The sequence below is a fragment of the Bacillus sp. FSL K6-1218 genome (assembly GCF_038006445.1).
In the GTDB taxonomy this organism is placed as follows: Bacteria; Bacillota; Bacilli; order Bacillales; family Bacillaceae_G; genus Bacillus_A; species Bacillus_A thuringiensis_S.
In genome coordinates this window covers 1,984,162-2,003,834 of the sequence record NZ_JBBOVE010000001.1, presented here as the reverse complement: position 1 = coordinate 2,003,834, position 19,673 = coordinate 1,984,162, and the positions used below count along the sequence as shown (strand labels likewise).

Sequence of the window (19,673 nt, the reverse complement as noted above, 5' to 3'; positions counted from 1 at the left end):
AGTAACATATTTAGTTGCAAAATAAAAACATATTTTCAAATTGATTTTTTTGAAAATCAAAATTATCTACATTTTTTATTCTCTTACACAAATATTGTTATAATCTCACCTATTATCCTATCGTTATTTTCAAATAATTTTATACACGTAACATAACAAAAGCCATCCAAGATAATTAGATGGCTTTTGTATGTTACTCTATCGTTTCAACTTCACGTGGATTTTTCATCTCTTCCACATACACAACTCTAAATCCGTGATCTTCTAAATCTTTCAATAATGTCTCTAATTCACCGTCGTTAAACTCTTCTCCTAATGTAAACATAATTCTACGAACTAATAAGGCATCATTATCAAAAGTCATCAAACTTTGAATACCAGTGTATTTCTTTAAAACTGTCGATAACTTTTGGATTGCGCCATTATAGTCTTGCGTTCCAATCATGACAGAGTATTTACTAGAGTGAACGCCCCATGCATCCTCTAATAACTCAAAAACTTTTTTATGCGTTAAAATTCCAAGGAAAACCCCTTTTTCGTCAACTACTGATAAATATGGCAATTTTTTTATTGTAAAAAATACTTTAAAGAAAGATGAATCTTCTCTCACAAATCCTTCTTTATCGTTTAATAAATGTATTACACTCTCATCAAGCGATCCTTTATATTCTAAAATATCTACTTTATATATATTCCCTAAAAATTTCTCTTTTTTTTCATCTAAAACTGGTACACAACGATACCCCGTTTTATTTAAATGCTCTAACGCCTCCCCTATCGTAATCGAACTTGAGCACAGTAAAACTTCCCTTTTTGGCACGTAATTCCCTTTAATCCTCATAAAAAGCCTCCTTATATTAAAATACTTTCTGTGCCATAACTATATTATATTTTCAGAAAAAAATAAATAATTTATTTTATTTTTCTGAAAATTATTCATTTTCTTGTCATAATTTATTCATGAATCCTTCACTTGCACTTTCTTCCGCATCCAAAACCCTCTCTCTGAATTCTGAATCACTTCAACGTATCATTGTACGGACCTAATTGTTTTTTAGAAAAGTAATAATTTGTCTCCTTACTTTTCATTAACATATTTCCTTTTATAATTAAAAAATAGGTAGCTATTAGAAAGTAGATCACCCCAAATAACCAATCCAAATTTGTAGCCAGATTGTGTAAAAGAATATATCTCATATATACATAACCAATTGGAACATGTAGTAATACAACCGCACCTAATCCCGGATTATATATGGTTTTAGCTTTTATATTCGCAAAAATACCATGCCATATGAATTGAAAAAATCCCATTAAAATAGGTGCCAACCCAAGCCATATTATATTTTGAAAGAAAACCGGGAGTAAATAAAAAACATACGCAATCAAAATATTTATTACCATAGCAGATTGCGTATTTAATGGATAGCGATCTGCTATATCACTTTTAAATATAACTACATTAAACAGACCAGCAAAATAACCTGGCCAACGATACTCTTCAAATTGATGCACTAAAATGGCCACAAAACTTAACCATAACAGTACTTTTATTTCACTCATTTCTCCCAAATTCGCGACTAAACAAACAACGACAACAACAGCGACAACTAACCCTATATCACACCAATGCTTTCTAAAGAAACTAGCCACCTCTATCACCCACTATCTCAATTTTTATAAAAATAGCGTTCAAATAGGAAATCAATCTGTTTTTCTACAGATGGTACTTTTATATCTGCCCCTGATTCGAGAATTGGCATCATTAATGTGGGAAGAAAAATGGATCCAAATATTTGTACTGTCATCATCATTAAAATTTCCTGATCCGTTTCATTTGTTATTTCGCTCAAAATATTCTTCACTTTACTAAAACCTAGCCTCTTCAAAAAATCCCCATATTCGTATTGAGATGTAAATACCGTAGTTCCCATTGCAATAATCTTCCTAACTAACTCCGGATATTGCCGAATTACTAGTACATAATCCAATAAAAATATTTTTAATCTTTCTTTTGCTGGCACTGTAATATTATCTAAAATAGAAAAAGTGCCTTGAAAGCTAATTAATAAGACTCTAATCGTCTCACTAATCAACTTTTCTTTTGAACCAAAATGGTAATTTACAAGCGCAATATTTACATCTGACAATGCTGCAATTTTTCTTATCGTTACCCTTTCAAAACCTTCTTTTTTAATTAATTCCAATGTTGTATTTAAAATCTTTTCTTTCGTTGATACGTTTTCATTTCCCTCCAATTTATATCCCCCCCTCTAGAATTCATTAGTTAAACAAAGATTTAAACACCGTTTAATTATATGGTATCACTTTCAAATTAAAAAAATCTATTTAATCCTTTCGACACTTCCCTACATTTCTCTTCATTCCATACAAAAAGTGTGAAAACGCAAAACTGTTCACGCTTTTTGTATTTGTACTGTTACATACCCGTTTCTGCTTTATATTCCACACATAAAATAGATTTCTAAAAAGAATTTAAAACTATCCATGTACCGATACGTAAAGAAAAATATATTGTAACTTGCTCCAAAAACGGCTAAAATAAGAATAAGAATTTTCTGAATATTCCAAGAGTAGGTGGTTATATGTCCTTATTACGCTCACATATATACAAATTAATAATTGGTGTTATTGTTATTTTTGCCATAAGTCCAATTCCAGCTCTTTTTATTACACACAATTACTCTTATCAAAATGGCTTTATTAGCATTTTTCAAAACTTCGCACAGCTTTCTTCTTTATCAATTCCAAAGGTTGATTGGATGCATGAATCTATCTTTTTCTCAGCAAACCAAATGGTACATACTTCTAATCATTCAACACCATTATTCCCTTACATATGGGAAATATATTTTATATCGATTGTTCGTTTTACTTTTACCCTTGCGATCGGATTTTTCATAAGTTTGGGTATCGGCCATTTATTTTTCAAATTACCTAACTCCTTTAAAAAGTTTACTACCCTATTGAATTGGATTCCTTACTCTTTTTGCACTGTAGTATTACAATGTTCAGTCTTATTACTACTTCTATACGTCGCACAATTTATAAGCCTTCCTTACTACTCATCTTTTATCATCATATGTAGTACTTCCATGATTATCGTTATGCAAGCAGTAAAAAAATGGCTTCCTTTCTTAAAAAACACAAATGAATATGAAATAAAACATGATTCTTTTCTTGTAGATACATTGTTTTTAGCACTTACTTCGAATCATAAATCAATTTTAGGTTCCATTATTCTTTCATTCGTTTTTATGGAATGCGTTTTTCATGCAAATGGACTGTTGCAATTTATCGTTCAATTTGGCGGAAATTCACCCATAATTGTTACAATCGGCTTATTACTACTCTATATCCCATATAGCATACTTTCTTTTCTTCAAACACTATGGACCACAAACTACTCCAAGCAACAGTCATACACTTTAACAAGAAGTGTTCCAAAACCTTAATTTGAAATTACCCTCTATAATCTAAAAGTAGGGGGTTATTCCTTTTGTATAGCGGACAAAATAACAGCAAATTCAAAAACTATTACAGAAACATACCAATATTTACCCTTTTCCTTTGACTATTCTTTTCATTTGGATTTATTATAAAAGTATAACATAATTGCAGGAGGTGACATCTTTATTCCAAACCTTGGAATAGAGAACACACTTGGACATATTAAATATTTTTCTCATCTTTGTACTTATTCTTATTTCTGGCTTTTTCGTCGCATCAGAATTCGCTGTTGTAAAAGTACGTAAAAGTCGAATTGACCAACTTGCAAATGAAGGTAATAAACCAGCTTTAGCTGCAAGAAGTGTCCTATCTAATTTAGATGTTTATTTATCAGCTTGTCAACTCGGAATTACGATCACTTCTTTAGGGCTTGGTTGGCTTGGTGAACCGACTGTGGAGCATATACTACGACCGCTCTTTGAAAAAATTAATATTACTGGAACAATGGCTAACACTTTATCTTTTGTTATTGCTTTTAGTGTTATTACATTTTTCCACGTTGTATTAGGTGAGTTAGTTCCAAAGTCTTTCGCAATTCAAAAAGCAGAAGCAATCACACTCAAATTTGCAAGACCGCTTATTTTATTTGATAAAATTATGTATCCATTCATTTGGCTACTAAATAGTGCAGCTATATTTTTCACAAAACTACTCGGATTAGAACCTGCGAAAGAAAATGAACTTGCTCATTCTGAAGAGGAATTGCGACTCATTTTAGGTGAAAGTTTTAAAAGCGGTGAAATAAACCAAACCGAATATAAATATGTAAATAACATTTTTGAATTTGATGATCGAGTTGCGAAAGAAATTATGGTTCCTCGTACCGAAATGATTTGCTTATCTACTGAAAATACGTTAGAAGAAAATATGGATATCGTCGCTACTGAAAAATATACACGCTATCCAATCATTGAAAAAGATAAAGATGATATCATTGGGATGATCAATACGAAAGAAGTATTCCATGATCAAACGAAAGGTATTTATAAACCACTTGAATCTTATATACATCCTGTTCTAACTGTATTTGAAACAGTTCCAATTCGTAAAACGTTAGTCCACCTTCAAAAAAATCGCGTTCAGATGGCAATCGTTATGGATGAATATGGTGGCACTGCCGGACTTTTAACGATGGAAGATATTCTTGAAGAAATCATTGGAGAAATTCAAGATGAATTCGATGCGGATGAACCACCTATGATTGAAAAGCGTACACCTAAGCTTACTGTTGTAGATGGAAAGGTACTTATTTCTGAAGTAAATGATATGTTTGGCCTACATATTGATGATAGTGATTTAGATACAATCGGAGGGTGGATTCTCTCTCAAGCAGTTGATTTAAATATTGAAGCTGGCTATTCCATTGAATACGCTGGTTTTCAATTTAAAGTATTAGAACTTGATGGACATCAAGTCAAAAAAGTTGCTGTACATAAACTAGATATTAAAAAGGAGCTATAAAGTGACTGTTTTACTAACAATTTGTATCATTGCCTGTTTCATTGTTTCATTTCTCGCCTTTATTTATCCAATTATCCCTGGCATACTAGCTGTCTGGGCTGGATATTTGATTTACCATTTCGGTATAAATGGAGGAGAATTAACAACTTCTTTTTGGATTATTCAAGTCATTTTCACTCTTTTCATTTTCGTTGCTGATTTTATTGCAAATGGATATTTCTTAAAAAAATACGGTAGTTCTAAATGGGGCGAACGTGTCGGAATGATTTCTATCATTGTTGGATCGTTTTTCTTCCCACCATTCGGACTTATTATCATACCGTTCTTATCAGTATTTATAACAGAACTAGTGCATAAAAAAGCGCCAAAAGATGCCTTTCTAGTTGGAGTCGCTACTGTAGTTGGTTTTTTAAGCAGTACAGTAGCGAAAGCAATTCTCCAAATCATTATGATTATCATCTTCGTATGTTATATCATCTTTTAACCATCCCGAATTCGGGATGGTTTTTTAATATGCAATACCTACTCGCCTATTTTCATATATGTTTTTCTTACATAGATCCCATGCAAAGTGTGCCGTATCACCCACTGTAATTTTTGATCCACCTTCTGGCAATATATCTTTTTCAGTTCGATATACCTCTGTCGCCTCACCATCTATTAAATGTGTCGGACAAACAACTGTCCAACATAAATTATTACTATTACTTAGTACCTTATATGCAGCCAAATGATCTTCTGCTGCTGTTGTCGTTTTCCTTTTGGATTCCGTTGATTGGAAACGATATAAATTTGGATTTGCTCTTGCTTGTAAAATACCGGCTGTTCCTATTGTAATAATTTTATGAACCCCTGCTTCTTCCATTTGCTTTATAATTTGTGGCATACTCTTCGCTAATGTTCCATTTTGATCCGTTCCAAGTGCACTAATTACTATATTGCTTCCTTCTATCGCTTTCTTTATATCATTTTCATTCAATACATTACCTTCTATCACTCGTAACCTTTCATGATGTATTTCTATTCTATTTAAATCACGTGCTAATGCAGTCACTTCAGCTGAATCCTTTAATGCTAAATTTATTATGTTTGAACCTACTCGCCCTGTTGCTCCCAATATACATACTTTCATTTGTTTTCCCCCCTCTTTCATTCTCTTTCTATTTTTCAATAATCTCAGTTAATTTACAATCAAAAAGCTTCCTCACATATGAGAGGAAGCTTTATTATTACTTTATTTCTTTTCTTTAGAATCAGTAGACTTCTCGGTTCCACTTGTTTCTTTATCCTTTTTGTCCTCTTGTTGTGTTGTTGTGTCGTCTTCTTTCTTCTTGTCCTCACCTTTACTGCAACCTACCATTAATAAAGAACTTGCAAGTGTCATAGCAGTTAATGATTTAACCCATTTGTTCATTTGCGTTTCCTCCTTGTGATAGAATATGTACAACCTCATATTACTCTCTATTTTTAAAGGAGAGATTGAAAAACAGTAAATATACGGTAAATTTTTGTAAATTTTCTGATAACAAAACCTAATTTTAATTTATATATTTCATTTCCAATTGATACACAATAAAACTAGTTTTTTTCTCTCAATGGACGTAAAAAAACTAAGGCGCACACCATTCCGCCTTAGTTTCTCATGCAAACTTTTCATTTTCATATAGATCTGTAATCTTATATTCTTTCTTCATAACATATTGCCACACACTATAAGCATAACGGTTCATTTTCAGGAAACAATTTTCCAAAAATGAGCGAAACTCCGGATTAGCAACTTCCACTGCAACTTGAGCAAACTTTAAAGCTAATCGTTTCAAGTGCGCAATATAACAGGTTGCAATATGAATGTCCCCTGTATATTTACTAACTGTTTCCTTTTCCATTTCATGCAAATCAAACTCCGTTGTTTCACAGGTTATATGCTGCACATTCTCTCCTTCTTGAAAATTTACTTGTTCATTATATGCTTGTAACATATATGGTAAATGGTGCTGTAATAGATTTTTTAATTCTTCGTCTCTAACCTTTCCAGCATACTCTCCAACCTCATATATTAGCATATAACTATATCTCATTAATCCTTTCATACAGTCCATTAAAGCGCCTCCCTTCTCTTTTGTCCATATGCTCTATAAATATGATGCTAAAACATTCGCTATTCTTGCTAAAAACCAATCCCATCTACTAATTTTCTCAAAATCTTCTTCAGAAAATCGTTTTGATTTATGAAAGTCTACCTGTAATCGACTCCATACTTCATCAACAACTGTTTTATCATATATGATACAGTTAGACTCGCAATTTAAATAAAAACTTCTATTATCAAAATTCGCTGTCCCAATATCAACAATTTCTCCATCAATGATTGTTACTTTCCCATGAAAAAATCCATTTCGATATTGATAAATCTCCGCTCCAGCATGTAACATATCTTTCAAATATGGATAGGCAGCTTGCTTTAACATTATGGCATCACTTTTAAATGGCACGAGAATTTTTACGTTAACACCACGATTCAATGCAGCTTTTAACTCTTTCACCATTTCTTTACTTGGTACAAAATATGGTGTAGCGATAATTAAAGACTTTTTAGCCTTCTTTAAAAGTGCCCCATACTTTTTCCATAAGCCTTTTCCATTTGAAAATAAATATTGATATTTCACATTCCCTAATGTAGGTATACTTTCATGTATAGGCATTTTTTCTCCTGTATCTTCTTTCCAATCTTCGGCGAACTTTCTTTCCATATCCGATGCACCATCACCATGGATGCGCACGTGATAATCACGCCATGGCCCAAACTTCGGATCTTGTCCAAGGTACTCCTTTCCGATATTAAAGCCACCAACGTATGATACCTTTCCATCTATCGTAACAATACGTCTATGATTCCGTTGATGCAAAGAATAGAACACATTTTTCAGTTTCAGTTTTTTACTAAATGTAAACTTCACACCGTTTTCCTTTAATCGGCTAATTACCTTTTTCTTCAGCTTATATCCGCCTATCCGATCGACTGACAATTTCACTTCTACTCCGCTAGATGCTTTGTTCTCTAATAACTGTAAAAATTCTTGGCTTATTTCATCTTTTCCTACAATATAAAAATGGATATATATATACTTTTCTGCATCGTTTATATCCTCAAATAATTTTCTATATAACTCTTCACCGTTCGTATATAGTTGAAATTCACCTAATCGATCTTGTCCTAATTCATATTCACTAGCCATTTCCTTCCCCATTTCCACATCGATGTTCATCCAAATGAATACACCTATTAAACAAAGAAATATAGCGAAAAAGTGCTTCATGGATAAATTCCTTTCTCCACTTACTGTTATTTCTATATCTTCCCTTTTTTATTACATTATCATTCAAGAAAATATGTCATTACATGATATATGTCCATATCAAACAATAGCTCATTTGCATATTGTATGTTGTATCTTAAAATAAAAGGAGGAAATAACAATGGGCTTCGCACATGGTAATGGATTTGCGCTATTAGTCGTATTATTTATCCTCTTAATCATCGTCGGTGCTGCTTGCTTCTGCTAAGTAGCTACTGTCATATGATATGTGGATGAAAAAACTATAAAAGCGGACACCTATTTTTAGGTGTCCGCTTTTCATTTTAAAACCATTTCCGCCTGCTATAGTAACTTAAATGGCTAAATATTCATCTCAAAAGGTTAACAATGTGGCTACTTTCTTACTCTCCGCCTTACGTATATGACGCTGTTCTGCACGTAAGACAGCAATACGATGTAATTCTTTCTCTTCTTCTGTTTCAGGAATAACACGCGGTACAGGAATTGGATTATTTTCCTTACTAAGTGCAACAAAAGTAACGAATGACGTTGCTGCTATACGCTTCTCACCTGAAATTAAATCTTCAGCCACTACCTTCACAAATACTTCCATCGAAGTTCTTCCCGTCCAAATTACGAAAGATTCATAACTAACACAATCTGAAGAACGAACAGGATGTAAGAAATCGACCCAATCCATAGATGCTGTGACACATTCCTTTCTTGAATGTCTGGATGCTGAAATAGAAGCAACCATATCCATCTCCGCTAATATCTTTCCACCAAATAGCGTGTTATGATCATTTAAATCCGTTGGGAATACTCGGCTCGTTTTGAACACTCTTGACTCATTAGCAGTTTTTCCTTTTACTTCTGTCATTGTTATCACCCCTTTAATGATTTATCCCTAATATTTCAATAATCACTATACGAAATGAACTACACGTTTAATATTAACAACATTCAGAACTTTTAGTCCACAAAAAAGAACCGATTTTATCAATCGGCTCCTCTAAATACATATTGTTCTTTCGGCTGTTCAACTTTATTCCATTTTGTTACTTCTAATACAGGAATATTCGCATGAAACGGCTGATAAAACTCAGTAGTTATCTCTCCTTCTACTTGAATCCAGTCATCATTATTCCACTCTACACCTTCTGGTTTTTTCACTAACATACCATACACACCAGAATCTGCTACGCAATGTATAATACCGAAACGGAATAAGAAGTATTGTTCTTTTTTAGAAGAATCATCTCTAAAAACAAACCCTTTAAAAGATAATTTTTTCCCAGTAAACTCGCCAGGATAATTATAAATTGTTTCCATACCCTTTAGGAAGTCTTCGTCTTTCAAATTAATATTGTCTTTCGTAACAAACTCTTTCTTCCCTTTTTCCATTACACCGCGGTATCCTTCTTTCCCGTAATAAATGCTCGTATCAGGTCTTAGAAATTGTCTTGTCATAAATGGATCCTTACTTTCTGCTTGTGCAACAGGAAAATGAAATCCTTTTGCCTTAACAATATCTGAATCTAACGTTGCAATCGGGAAAAATAATCCTGAGATAATTGGAAAACAAAACAAGGAGTACGAAAATGCTTTTTTCCACCATGTATTCTCATCTTTTGAATGATCATGCCCGCAATGGCTATGGTCACAACTGCAATCATTTTTTTCTTTTTCCTTTTGGTGCTCTTTTTGGAAAACGACGATAATTTGTACAATCGTTAAGAAACCTAAAATAATTGCTGCTGTTGTTGATAAATAAGCATACTTCATATTGATATACTTCGTAATGTTACCAGAAATATGAAGCTGCGCAATTAATATTGTAAAACCTAATAATATATACGCTCGAAACATAACCTACCACCCCATCGCATAAATGAGTAGTGAGCTTGCATAAACAACGAGTGTAACTGTAACTGTAACGACAATTACAAATTTCGTTTTAAATGTCGCAAGCATCATAAACATATTTTTAATATCCACCATCGGTCCATAAACAAGGAACGCGACAAGTGATGCTGTTGAAAATGTACTTTGGAATGATGAAGCAATAAACGCATCCGCTTCTGAACAAAGTGATAATATATAAGCAAGTCCCATCATAACAGCTGGTGAAGAGAACGGCCCTTGTCCTATAGCAAGAAGTGTTGAAGTTTGTACGAACGTTTGAACTGCAGCTGCAATTAACGCACCTAATACTAAATATTTTCCCATCGAGAAAAATTCTTCAACAGCATGCGTACATACATCCCACATTTTTTTACGTAATGGACGCTTATGATTCACTTCTGGGAAGTGATCATCTCTTAATTGATGTTCTTTAAACATAAATGATAATATAATTCCAACGATAATTGCTACAATAATCGCTACAATAGAACGATACCATACCATGTGCATACTACTTCCAAAGGCAACGTATGTTGCAAATAAAACAACTGGATTAATAATTGGCCCAGTTAACATAAATGCAATCCCCGCATATGGCGGAACCCCTTTTCCGATTAATCGTCTTACAATCGGAACGATTCCACATTCACAACCTGGAAACAACATCCCTAAAAAAGTAGCTACTAAAACAGACAGAAATCGGTTTTTCGGCATCCATTTTGCTACCATATCTTCTGTCACGAACATTTGAATAAATCCTGAAATAAATACACCAATGAGCACGAAAGGAAGTGCTTCGATCAATATGGAGATAAAAATTGTATTCATTTGCAGGAATGCTTTCGGTAATTGAAACAATTCCATGATGTATTTCCTCCAACTTTTCATTAACAATATGTAATTTTAACCCCATTTCATTAATTGGACAAGGTTTATATGGAATACATACCCTTTATATACATTACATTGTACAAGTTATATTCTATTCAAAATTTGAGATTTCATAGCAAAAAAGCTGCTCTAGCGTAGTTATATAACTATGCTAGAGCAGCTTTTTTATCGTTAAAAGTAACGTTTCTTCCAAAAAACAAAAGCTAACGTGAAAGATAGTGTTACACATATGATGAGTACAATTACAAAACCGTGGGCTTCCCCTTCAAACGGAACCTTTACGTTCATTCCAAAGAAACTAGAAACCATCGTCGGTAAAGATAAAATGATCGTAATTGACGTTAACAGTTTCATAACACTATTTAAATTATTTGATATAACGGAGCTAAAAGTATTCATCATTCCACTTAAAATGTGACTATATATTTCCGCCATTTCAATAGCCTGTTTATTTTCAATTAATACATCTTCTAATAAATCTTGATCGTCTTCATACATTTTTAAAAATGTACTATTACGCATTAACTTTTGAATTACAATTTTATTAGCCTTTAATGACGTTGTAAAGTATACTAAACTTTTCTCAAGGCCTAATAATGTGAAAATCTCTTTATTTTTCATTGACTGATTTAATTGATGCTCTAAATCAATTGTTTTTCGATTTATTTGCTTTAAGTATCTTAAATAATAAGTAGAAATCGTATATAAGAGCTGAAGTGCAAAGCGCGTCTTCTTAAACGTATAAAATTCTTTAATACGTTGATTAATAAAACGTTCAAAAATTGGATTCTCTTCTAAGCAGATTGTAACAAAACAATCTGGCATCACAATCATACCTATTGGAATCGTGTCATAAATCGAATTTCCTTCTTCGTCATGTCTAACTGTCGGAATATCCACGATAATTAAAGTATTATTGTCTTCCTTTTCAATACGAGAGCGTTCTTCATCATCCAAAGGGTCTTTAATGAAATCTAAGTCTACATTTAAAGTTTGTACTAGATATTGAATTTCTTCTTCTGTTGGATGAAGTACATTAATCCAGCACCCCTTTTGCATTTCCTCAATCTCTTGTAGTTTTCCGTTTCGGTCTGTTAAATATATATTTAACATACTATCACCCCGATTCTTTTTACATGTAGGAATCTACCTCTCTTAAATCACAGTTTTTAAACCGCCATTCTCAGCATATGAAACATACGTTTAAAATTCAATAGAAAAATTATTTTGAAAACGTTTTTATAAGAAAAATATTATAAACATAGAAAAAGACAGAGTGCTCTCTGCCTTAAAAGCTTATGTTGCCTTTATAACATATTTAGAAAGCATCCACAAGTTAAACCCGACTGAAATCGTATAGCCCGCGTATGTTGAAATGATAAAACTTACATAATCGAAATACGGAAGCAATACAATATTTAAAACTATCTTCACAATAATTCCAATCACTAGTCCTAGCACCGTCTTCTGCTGTTGATTGATTCCTTGTAGCATAGCAGCCGTTACTGTAAAAAGAGAAAATAATATGCAAGCAGGAGCATAATACTGTAAAATGATTCTCCCCATCTCTGGATCATTTCCAGCACCGAATAAAAGAGTATATACAGGCTTGGCTAACACCATCATTCCAATTGCCGCCGGTACCGTAATCGCTACTACTAATACATTTGTTCTCGTAAAATGTTTGTACAATAGCTTCGTATTTCCTGCTGTGTAAGCTTTCGTCATCTCTGGTACGAGAGACATACTAAAAGCTGTCGCAACGGATACCGGGATGAGCACAACCATTTGAACAAGACCAATTATCGCATTAATTTTTTCCGCTTCTCCTTGCATATACCCTATTTGTATAAGTAGTTTATTAATTGTAAATGTATCAATCGTCTGATACAACGGAATTGCTAAGCCCACCACAACAAAAGGAATAGAATATGTAAAGAGCTCCTTATACAATGAGAAAAAGGATTTTGTTGTTTGTGGTATACTTGCCATCTCTTTTTTCTTTAAATGCCTTCTCCTTCTTATGTAATATGCACTTAAAACAGTTAATCCACCTACAGCTCCCATAAATGCACCGAACGTTGAAATACCAACCGCTAATGAAACAGACGCTTTTAAAACATATAAAACGACAAAGCTTCCTATCAAAATGGTTAAGACGCGAAAAAATTGCTCCACAACTACGCTTAATGCAGAAGGTCCCATTGACTGAAATCCTTGAAAAAAACCCCTTAACAAGCTCATTACTGGTACAAGTATTAACGCAAAACTTACAATTTGAATATTATTTGTAACCGCTGCTACACTATTCCCCGTTTGATCATTCCCATCGATTACAAGTTTAGCTAAATGTGGAGCTAGCATATATAAAGCAATACACGAAATTACTCCCATTATAAACATAAACACAATTCCACTTTTCAATACTCTCTTAACCGTATGATAGTCATTCAGTTGATCATATTTTGATACCATCTTTGAAACAGCTAGCGGTAATCCCATTGTTGCTATGCTGAGCATGATGGTATAAGGACGATATGCATATGTGTATAGAACGTAACCACTCGTACCGACCATCGCTGTAAATGGTATAACATATATAAACCCTAACATTTTTGATATCATCGTTGCCATCGTTAAAAATATTGTTCCACGTATAAACGGTGACCCTTTCATCACATTCCTCCGCTACGCTTTATTATTATACATTATGGACAACTCTTTTTTTTTAGAACCGAAACAAGTCAACTACCCCCACTGAGATGAAGCGTTTCAGTGGGGGCTTGAGTTAGAACGCTAGGTCTTTTCGTCTATCGATAGACAGTTTGACGCTCTAGCATTCATGCCACCTTACGGTAACACCCCAAGTAAGTTTTTGATTAGTACTGGTAACGAACGATTATTTCCCACTTGCACCACCCTTTCGAAAAAGAGCAACTCTTCCTTGCAGAAGAAGCCACCACTCAGATGAATCCGGCGTGTGCTACAAGCCCCGACAAGTCGAGTACACATGGATGGTTGACACACCCACTAAGCTATGCGCGAAGCAACAGCCTTACGTTTTTGCACTTCTAATAGAATCGGTGTTTTCACTTTGAGATTGTCATCCCATTCTACAACTTTTGATTTTTGCAATGTATTCAATGCACCATTAATATCAGCGTGGATACATATTCCTGCTTTACTTTGGTACAGACCACGAGTGATTCGTTTTCCACTAAAGCGATAATACGCACTATCATCCTTAGACCAAACTGGAACCGGATCTTTATCAAGAAAACTAGCTTTTGAAGTATAGCTTTCTTCTTGTTTTAAAAATCGTATACCTTCTTTTACACATTTATTCTCAATTGCTGCCATCAGTTTATGAAATGGAATTTGAACAAACTTTTGATTATTCTTTTTTCCCATATCAGATTTTTGTTTCCAACCCGTGTTATACCCTACGACAATCGTATCTATATCGAATGCTTTCACTTTTTTGAACAACAAGCCTACCGTTTGTGAAATGTAACCATTGATTTGTCGTTCTCGTTTATGCCAAAGTGCAGCCATTTTATTCGTTACAACACGTTTTGAAAGTCCGTTTTCCACATTTTTCTGTTGGAGATTACGTATCATTTTGTTGAAGTACTGGTTAATGGATTTCAATTTTTTCCCATCAATTAAAAATGCATCACCTGTATTTGTTACGCAACTTAATAACCGATCTACACCTAAATCGCAACTCAAAGCGTTACTCGTAGTCGTGGATGGTTTCTTCATTTGAGAAACATGCATTTCATATGTGTAATGCACCTCAAAGAACCGACCTTTTTGCTTCGGTACAATCTCAATGTAGGAGATTTTTTTATTTCTTAAGTTTTTAGGCATACATATTTTAATGGAACCGAATTTTTTTCTGAATGCAACATTCATCGGGATTTTCCAATACCCGTTATCATCCACTTTTGGAACTTGATAGATTTCAATGATTCGTTTGTCAATTGAACGAGAATAATTTGGAAATTTAGGACGCCCTGTGAACTTCTCAGGATTTTCCCTCCACTGTTCCATTGCTTTAAAAAAGCTTTTTACCTCTGTAAATAAGGCTCTACGAATCGCTTGAACAGAGTTTGATTGCATGCCCCAGTAGTTCCTATCGGTTTGCATGGCAGTATCCACTTCTTTTACAGTAGCCATTTTATTATGGTTCAAATAACTTTGTTTAATCGTGTACAATCCAACATTTCGTAATGCTTTTGAACTATGTGACATGCGTTGTAGTAAGCGAAATTCTTTTGCAGTAAGGCAAGCTCGTCCGATATTTTGTTTCTGCGTGAATCGTTGCATGGTTTCTCTTTTCTTTTGTTTCCGTAATACTTTCACTGCTTTCTTTCTAGCCATTGTTTTCACCACCTTTCTTAGAGAGTTCATTAAACTTATTAATTACTTTTGGTGCAAGTAACCAAATGATGATTGTTATCCAATTTCGTTATCTTAAGAGATATTCCCTCCTTATCTAAGGGCAGATTGTATCGTAAGACAAAAAGAAACATAAGAGTTCAGACTACCTTCTGACGGCAATTCATCTCCCCCTGAATTGTTGGGTTTCACCCGTAACACAAATCAGATGGAGCCTTCTTGCCGAAACAAATAAAAAAAGCCAATGAAAAATCATTGACTTTAACGCGATGCTTTTTTCTTTTTGAAATACTTTAAACCAAAGTATAGAGCAATAAAAAGAACAGCTCCTATAATTATGTAATGTGTGTAATCAGATGCATACTCTTTAATTTGTCGCCAATTCCCACCAAGTTTTTCACCTAAGTATATAAATAGAATTGACCATGGAATGATCGCTACAACCGTATAAAGTGTAAATAGTTTTAATGGCATCTTAGCTAGTCCTGCTGGAATAGAGATCGCATGACGTACTACTGGGATAAAGCGCGCAGAAAATATTACGCCTGCTCCATAACGCTTAAACCAACCTTCCGCTATGTCTAAATGATGTTTATTAATAAGTAGATATTTCCCATATTTCTCTACAACCGGACGCCCTCCGTAGTATCCAAGCCAGTATAAAAAGATTTGTGCTAAAGTACCACCAATCGTTCCGGCGATAACTGCACCAACAAAACTAATTTTACCATTCGCTACTAAAAAGCCAGCATACGAAAGTACAATTTCACTTGGGATTACTTCAATCATTAAAGCAAGAGCTACTCCAAAGTAACCTAAGCTTGCAAAAAATTGCAATAACTGATCTATTATGTTTGCTAACATGTTCTTTTTTATCTCCTTTTTTCTTCACATACCATCCCATTATTACATAAAGGCTGCAATCTGCCAATATCTTCATTTTAACAATATGTACAATTCAAACAGGATTAATCTATTAATTTCTCTTTCTGCGGGTCTTTCATGTAGGCAAACATCTCTTTAATTTGTTCTTCTGTATTTCTAGCAATTGATAAATTAGGCAATTCATTTTCACCAAAAAACTCCACCTCTTCTGTTTCAATGCTAGTTTTCTTTTCTCCACCAATAATCTCGCATCCAATGAAAATCTTATATACATGCGTCGCCGATGGAGATGGTTGATGTTTTTCTTTATCAAATATAGCTAGTAACTTAAAATGATCTACCTCATAACCTGTCTCTTCGCCAACCTCTTTTGCTGCAACTTCGGTTGGCGTATAACCGACATCAGCCCATCCACCTGGCAATGCCCATTTCCCATCGCTTTTTTCTTTCACAAATAATAACTTTTCATTTTGAAAAACAACCGCTCTTATATCAACTTTAGGTGTTTGATAGCCTGTCTCACTTGCAAATAATTCCTCTACGACTTCCCAATCTGTTTTCGTGTAATGTGACATCATTGAAATAGAAATATCCCGTAATTGCTGGAAACGCTCAATATCATACACATCCTTAGAATACGTTAAACCTGCTTGAGCTATAGATTGTATTTGTTTTACCCAATCAATCCATTTAATCCTCATATATCCGCATCCCCATTCTCTATCAAATATATTACTTCATTTTTATTGATACATCTTTATTATACAAAAAAAAGAGATTGATAACGTTTCAATCTCTTTCAAAATTAATCCAATTCATGTAAGTGGTCTTGTATATACTTTCTTCTTTTATTTATATATTCATAAATCATATCAGCCTCTTGATCAAATGTTTCTAGTTTTTCTTTCATATATGGATCTTGTAGTAAATATGGACGAATCAATTCACACAACCCTTCTACTTTTGGCCTCATAAACGAAATTGTAAATTGGTCTTCTAATATTTCTTCTAAAATACTTCGATACTGCTTTCTAAATACAGGTATGTCTAACAATCTTGCACTTAACGTGTTATACCCTTGAATGCGAATATATTCATGATTAAGCGGTCTCCCTTGTACATCTCGCCCCCAAGTCGCATCATAATCCCACGGTATAACTTCAAATAAATTTGTTTCATCGTTATGATATAGTGCATAGTTATGAACAAAACCATCAAAGTTTTGCGTAAAAATAACTCCTGCTAACCATCGTAAATATTTATCTACATGTAGAAACTTCCCAATCTCTTTTTCATAGACTTCCCTCGTCAAAGTATTCGCTTGAAATACAAATTCACTCAGTTGTTCTTCACTATTTTTATTCGAATATTTAAATTCATAACCCGCAAAGAGCTCTGTCTTAACATCTTTATCTCGTTCACTCATTAATGAAAAATTCGCATCATCATCTATCGCATAATAAATAGAACCACTCGGTAATCCTCTATTTTTCAAAAAGTTTTCGTCAACTGATTCTAACTGTAAATACACACCTTGAATTTGACCATTAATTTTTATGAATACATGTTGTGATTTTGGCGAAAGTACACCAATATCATGAAAGAAGTCTAGTGATAATTTATTTCTTATGAGAGACGGATCCATAAACTCAGAATTCAAATGAAACTCTTTCGCACCTTGAAATCTTTTTGGTTTATAAAACATAACATGATAAGATTTTTTCTCAAACTCACGAATATGAGCTCCTCGGTATACGATATCAATGTCATATTTCTTTTTTCCATAAGTTAATTTTGCTGGCACTGGACTATCTGACCAAATGTCTTTTTTCAATTCCACTAAGTACATTGGATGAACAAAAAAATCATATGAAGGCAGCATGTTTTCTCATCCCTTCTCAGTTCTCTTCCTTCAATGTATGCGCCTTGTCTTGTCCATACATCCGCTATCATCTATTTATAGAAAATTACACTCTTGTCTTGTTCAGAAAGACTTCATCTCTCATATCATGTTAAGGAAAAAGAATACCTTTTCAACTTAATACATGATAAGGAGGATTTCTATGAAACGTGATATTAGAAAAGCTGTTGAAGAAATCAAAAGTGCTGGGATGGAGGATTTCTTACACCAAGATCCAAGTACTTTTGAATGCGATGATGATAAATTCTCTCATCATAAATGTACTACAGAATGTAAATGTACTACAGGGCGTAAATGTCCAAGAACAAGATGTACTCGCGTGAAACATTGTACTTTCGTTACAAAATGTACGCATGTAAAAAAATGGACATTTGTTACAAAATGTACTCGTGTACGTGTTCAAAAATGGACGTTCGTTACGAAAGTGACGCGTAGAAAAGAATGCGTTTTAGTTACAAAACGCACTCGCAGAAAACATTGTACTTTCGTCACAAAATGCATACGCTTTGAAAAGAAATTTTTCTGGACAAAACGAAGTTTCTGTAAAAAATGCGAATTCTTCCCTAACAGACACGGTCACTCTTGCGATGATTCATGGGATCATGGTAAAGACTGTCACGATAGCGGACATAAATTCCCATCTTGCAAAAATAAGAAATTCGATCACTTCTGGTATAAAAAACGTAACTGCTAGTTTTTATACCACCCAAAAAAGGCCGTTTTGCGGCCTTTTTTACATTTATTGAAAGTGACTTATATCTGCAAATTGTTTCACTTTACCATTACCCTCTTCAAATTCTATTATGCTCAAACTGGCACTATGCATAAATGGATCATCCCACACATTTTCTATTTCAATTCCCGCAAAATGCCCTACAAGTAATTTTGCTGCTGCCGCATGAGAAACAATCAATATGTTTTCTCCTCTATGTTTTTCTAAAAGAAGCTGCATCCCCTCCATTACTCTTTTATGAACAGCCTCAAAATTTTCTCCTGATGTTGACTGAAAAAGATGTGGCTCATTCCAAAATAGATGTACTTCTTCTGGAAATAGCTTTTCTATATCCGCGATTGTTTGTCCTTCCCATATGCCCATGTTGATTTCATAGAAATGCTCATCCGCTATAATGGGTATATCGCGTTCTCCTTTTATTAACTCTGCCGTATGAAGTGTTCTTTCGCTCGGACTACTATAGATCGCATGAATTGGTAAATATTTCATTCGATTCCCTAATTGTTTCGCCTGAACTATACCATTTTCAGTTAAAGCAGAATTTTTCCGTCCTTGCATTCGCTTCGCTACATTCCACTCTGTTTCACCATGCCTTGTTACATATATAGTTGTTTTCATTTCTTAC

General features: G+C 33.8%; 22 protein-coding genes. 5 read left to right on the top strand and 17 right to left on the bottom strand.

Annotated elements, in window-relative coordinates; all coding sequences use genetic code 11:
- Positions 1-193 precede the first annotated feature (193 nt).
- From cbpA to MHI26_RS10305, 3 genes are all read right to left on the bottom strand, one after another.
- The gene (gene cbpA / locus MHI26_RS10315) at positions 194-841 is read right to left on the bottom strand and encodes a cyclic di-AMP binding protein CbpA (RefSeq protein WP_001220520.1); all 648 of its coding nucleotides are present in this window, start codon (positions 839-841) and stop codon (positions 194-196) included.
- Between the two features lie 176 nt (positions 842-1,017).
- Positions 1,018-1,662 (bottom strand): HXXEE domain-containing protein, encoded by a 645-nt coding sequence (locus MHI26_RS10310; protein ID WP_061667480.1) that lies wholly within the window; start codon positions 1,660-1,662, stop codon positions 1,018-1,020.
- An 8-nt stretch (positions 1,663-1,670) separates the two neighbouring features.
- The gene (locus MHI26_RS10305) at positions 1,671-2,258 is read right to left on the bottom strand and encodes a TetR/AcrR family transcriptional regulator (protein ID WP_000398853.1); all 588 of its coding nucleotides are present in this window, start codon (positions 2,256-2,258) and stop codon (positions 1,671-1,673) included.
- A 348-nt stretch (positions 2,259-2,606) separates the two neighbouring features.
- On the opposite strand from MHI26_RS10305, the gene MHI26_RS10300 reads away from it, so the two are divergent.
- The 3 genes from MHI26_RS10300 (at position 2,607) to MHI26_RS10290 (ending at position 5,476) form a co-directional block, all read left to right on the top strand.
- Positions 2,607-3,476 carry a hypothetical protein gene (locus MHI26_RS10300; RefSeq protein WP_061667479.1) on the top strand — a complete coding sequence of 290 codons (870 nt, stop codon included), beginning with the start codon at positions 2,607-2,609 and terminating at the stop codon, positions 3,474-3,476.
- A gap of 208 nt (positions 3,477-3,684) precedes the next feature.
- A complete protein-coding gene (locus MHI26_RS10295; protein WP_061667478.1) occupies positions 3,685-4,992 on the top strand; it encodes a hemolysin family protein in 1,308 nt (435 codons plus the stop codon).
- 1 nt (position 4,993) lies between these two features.
- Positions 4,994-5,476, top strand: coding sequence for a DUF456 domain-containing protein (locus tag MHI26_RS10290; RefSeq protein ID WP_000217335.1), 483 nt, complete (start codon positions 4,994-4,996; stop codon positions 5,474-5,476).
- Between the two features lie 24 nt (positions 5,477-5,500).
- On the opposite strand, the gene MHI26_RS10285 is transcribed toward MHI26_RS10290, so the two are convergent.
- The 4 genes from MHI26_RS10285 to cls form a co-directional block, all read right to left on the bottom strand.
- A complete protein-coding gene (locus MHI26_RS10285) occupies positions 5,501-6,124 on the bottom strand; it encodes an NAD(P)-dependent oxidoreductase (RefSeq protein ID WP_000861640.1) in 624 nt (207 codons plus the stop codon).
- 102 nt (positions 6,125-6,226) lie between these two features.
- Positions 6,227-6,406, bottom strand: a complete 180-nt coding sequence (locus MHI26_RS10280) for a hypothetical protein (RefSeq protein ID WP_001045970.1) — start codon at positions 6,404-6,406, stop codon at positions 6,227-6,229.
- Between the two features lie 226 nt (positions 6,407-6,632).
- On the bottom strand, positions 6,633-7,091 hold the full coding sequence (locus MHI26_RS10275; RefSeq protein WP_061667477.1) for a spore coat protein: 459 nt from the start codon (positions 7,089-7,091) through the stop codon (positions 6,633-6,635).
- A 33-nt stretch (positions 7,092-7,124) separates the two neighbouring features.
- Positions 7,125-8,309, bottom strand: a complete 1,185-nt coding sequence (gene cls, locus MHI26_RS10270; protein WP_000680091.1) for a cardiolipin synthase — start codon at positions 8,307-8,309, stop codon at positions 7,125-7,127.
- Positions 8,310-8,469: 160 nt separating this feature from the next.
- Between cls and MHI26_RS10265 the strand changes: the two genes are divergently transcribed.
- Positions 8,470-8,556, top strand: a complete 87-nt coding sequence (locus tag MHI26_RS10265) for a YjcZ family sporulation protein (RefSeq protein WP_000505094.1) — start codon at positions 8,470-8,472, stop codon at positions 8,554-8,556.
- Between the two features lie 126 nt (positions 8,557-8,682).
- Here MHI26_RS10265 and MHI26_RS10260 read toward each other — a convergent pair whose 3' ends face one another.
- The 9 genes from MHI26_RS10260 to cotH form a co-directional block, all read right to left on the bottom strand.
- Positions 8,683-9,189: an acyl-CoA thioesterase gene (locus tag MHI26_RS10260; RefSeq protein ID WP_000141163.1), complete on the bottom strand. Its 507-nt coding sequence runs from the start codon at positions 9,187-9,189 to the stop codon at positions 8,683-8,685.
- A 119-nt stretch (positions 9,190-9,308) separates the two neighbouring features.
- Complete coding sequence (locus MHI26_RS10255) at positions 9,309-10,178, bottom strand: TIGR03943 family putative permease subunit (RefSeq protein WP_000488059.1); 870 nt, start codon at positions 10,176-10,178, stop codon at positions 9,309-9,311.
- 3 nt (positions 10,179-10,181) lie between these two features.
- Entirely contained in the window at positions 10,182-11,078 is an 897-nt protein-coding gene (locus MHI26_RS10250; protein WP_061667476.1) for a permease, read from the bottom strand.
- Positions 11,079-11,276: 198 nt separating this feature from the next.
- Positions 11,277-12,218: a magnesium transporter CorA family protein gene (locus MHI26_RS10245; protein ID WP_000932389.1), complete on the bottom strand. Its 942-nt coding sequence runs from the start codon at positions 12,216-12,218 to the stop codon at positions 11,277-11,279.
- A 183-nt stretch (positions 12,219-12,401) separates the two neighbouring features.
- A complete protein-coding gene (locus tag MHI26_RS10240; RefSeq protein WP_000678848.1) occupies positions 12,402-13,781 on the bottom strand; it encodes a putative polysaccharide biosynthesis protein in 1,380 nt (459 codons plus the stop codon).
- 354 nt (positions 13,782-14,135) lie between these two features.
- The gene (locus MHI26_RS10235; RefSeq protein ID WP_061667475.1) at positions 14,136-15,491 is read right to left on the bottom strand and encodes an RNA-guided endonuclease TnpB family protein; all 1,356 of its coding nucleotides are present in this window, start codon (positions 15,489-15,491) and stop codon (positions 14,136-14,138) included.
- Positions 15,492-15,770: 279 nt separating this feature from the next.
- On the bottom strand, positions 15,771-16,373 hold the full coding sequence (locus MHI26_RS10230) for a DedA family protein (RefSeq protein ID WP_061667474.1): 603 nt from the start codon (positions 16,371-16,373) through the stop codon (positions 15,771-15,773).
- A 104-nt stretch (positions 16,374-16,477) separates the two neighbouring features.
- Complete coding sequence (locus MHI26_RS10225; protein WP_061667473.1) at positions 16,478-17,095, bottom strand: NUDIX hydrolase N-terminal domain-containing protein; 618 nt, start codon at positions 17,093-17,095, stop codon at positions 16,478-16,480.
- Between the two features lie 104 nt (positions 17,096-17,199).
- Complete coding sequence (gene cotH / locus MHI26_RS10220) at positions 17,200-18,276, bottom strand: spore coat protein CotH (RefSeq protein ID WP_000938006.1); 1,077 nt, start codon at positions 18,274-18,276, stop codon at positions 17,200-17,202.
- Positions 18,277-18,457: 181 nt separating this feature from the next.
- Between cotH and exsB the strand changes: the two genes are divergently transcribed.
- Positions 18,458-19,009 carry an exosporium protein ExsB gene (exsB, locus tag MHI26_RS10215; RefSeq protein ID WP_000817490.1) on the top strand — a complete coding sequence of 184 codons (552 nt, stop codon included), beginning with the start codon at positions 18,458-18,460 and terminating at the stop codon, positions 19,007-19,009.
- Positions 19,010-19,054: 45 nt separating this feature from the next.
- Here the strand turns inward: exsB and MHI26_RS10210 are convergent, their stop codons facing one another.
- Positions 19,055-19,666, bottom strand: coding sequence for a phosphoserine phosphatase 1 (locus tag MHI26_RS10210; RefSeq protein ID WP_000858836.1), 612 nt, complete (start codon positions 19,664-19,666; stop codon positions 19,055-19,057).
- Positions 19,667-19,673: the final 7 nt, after the last annotated feature.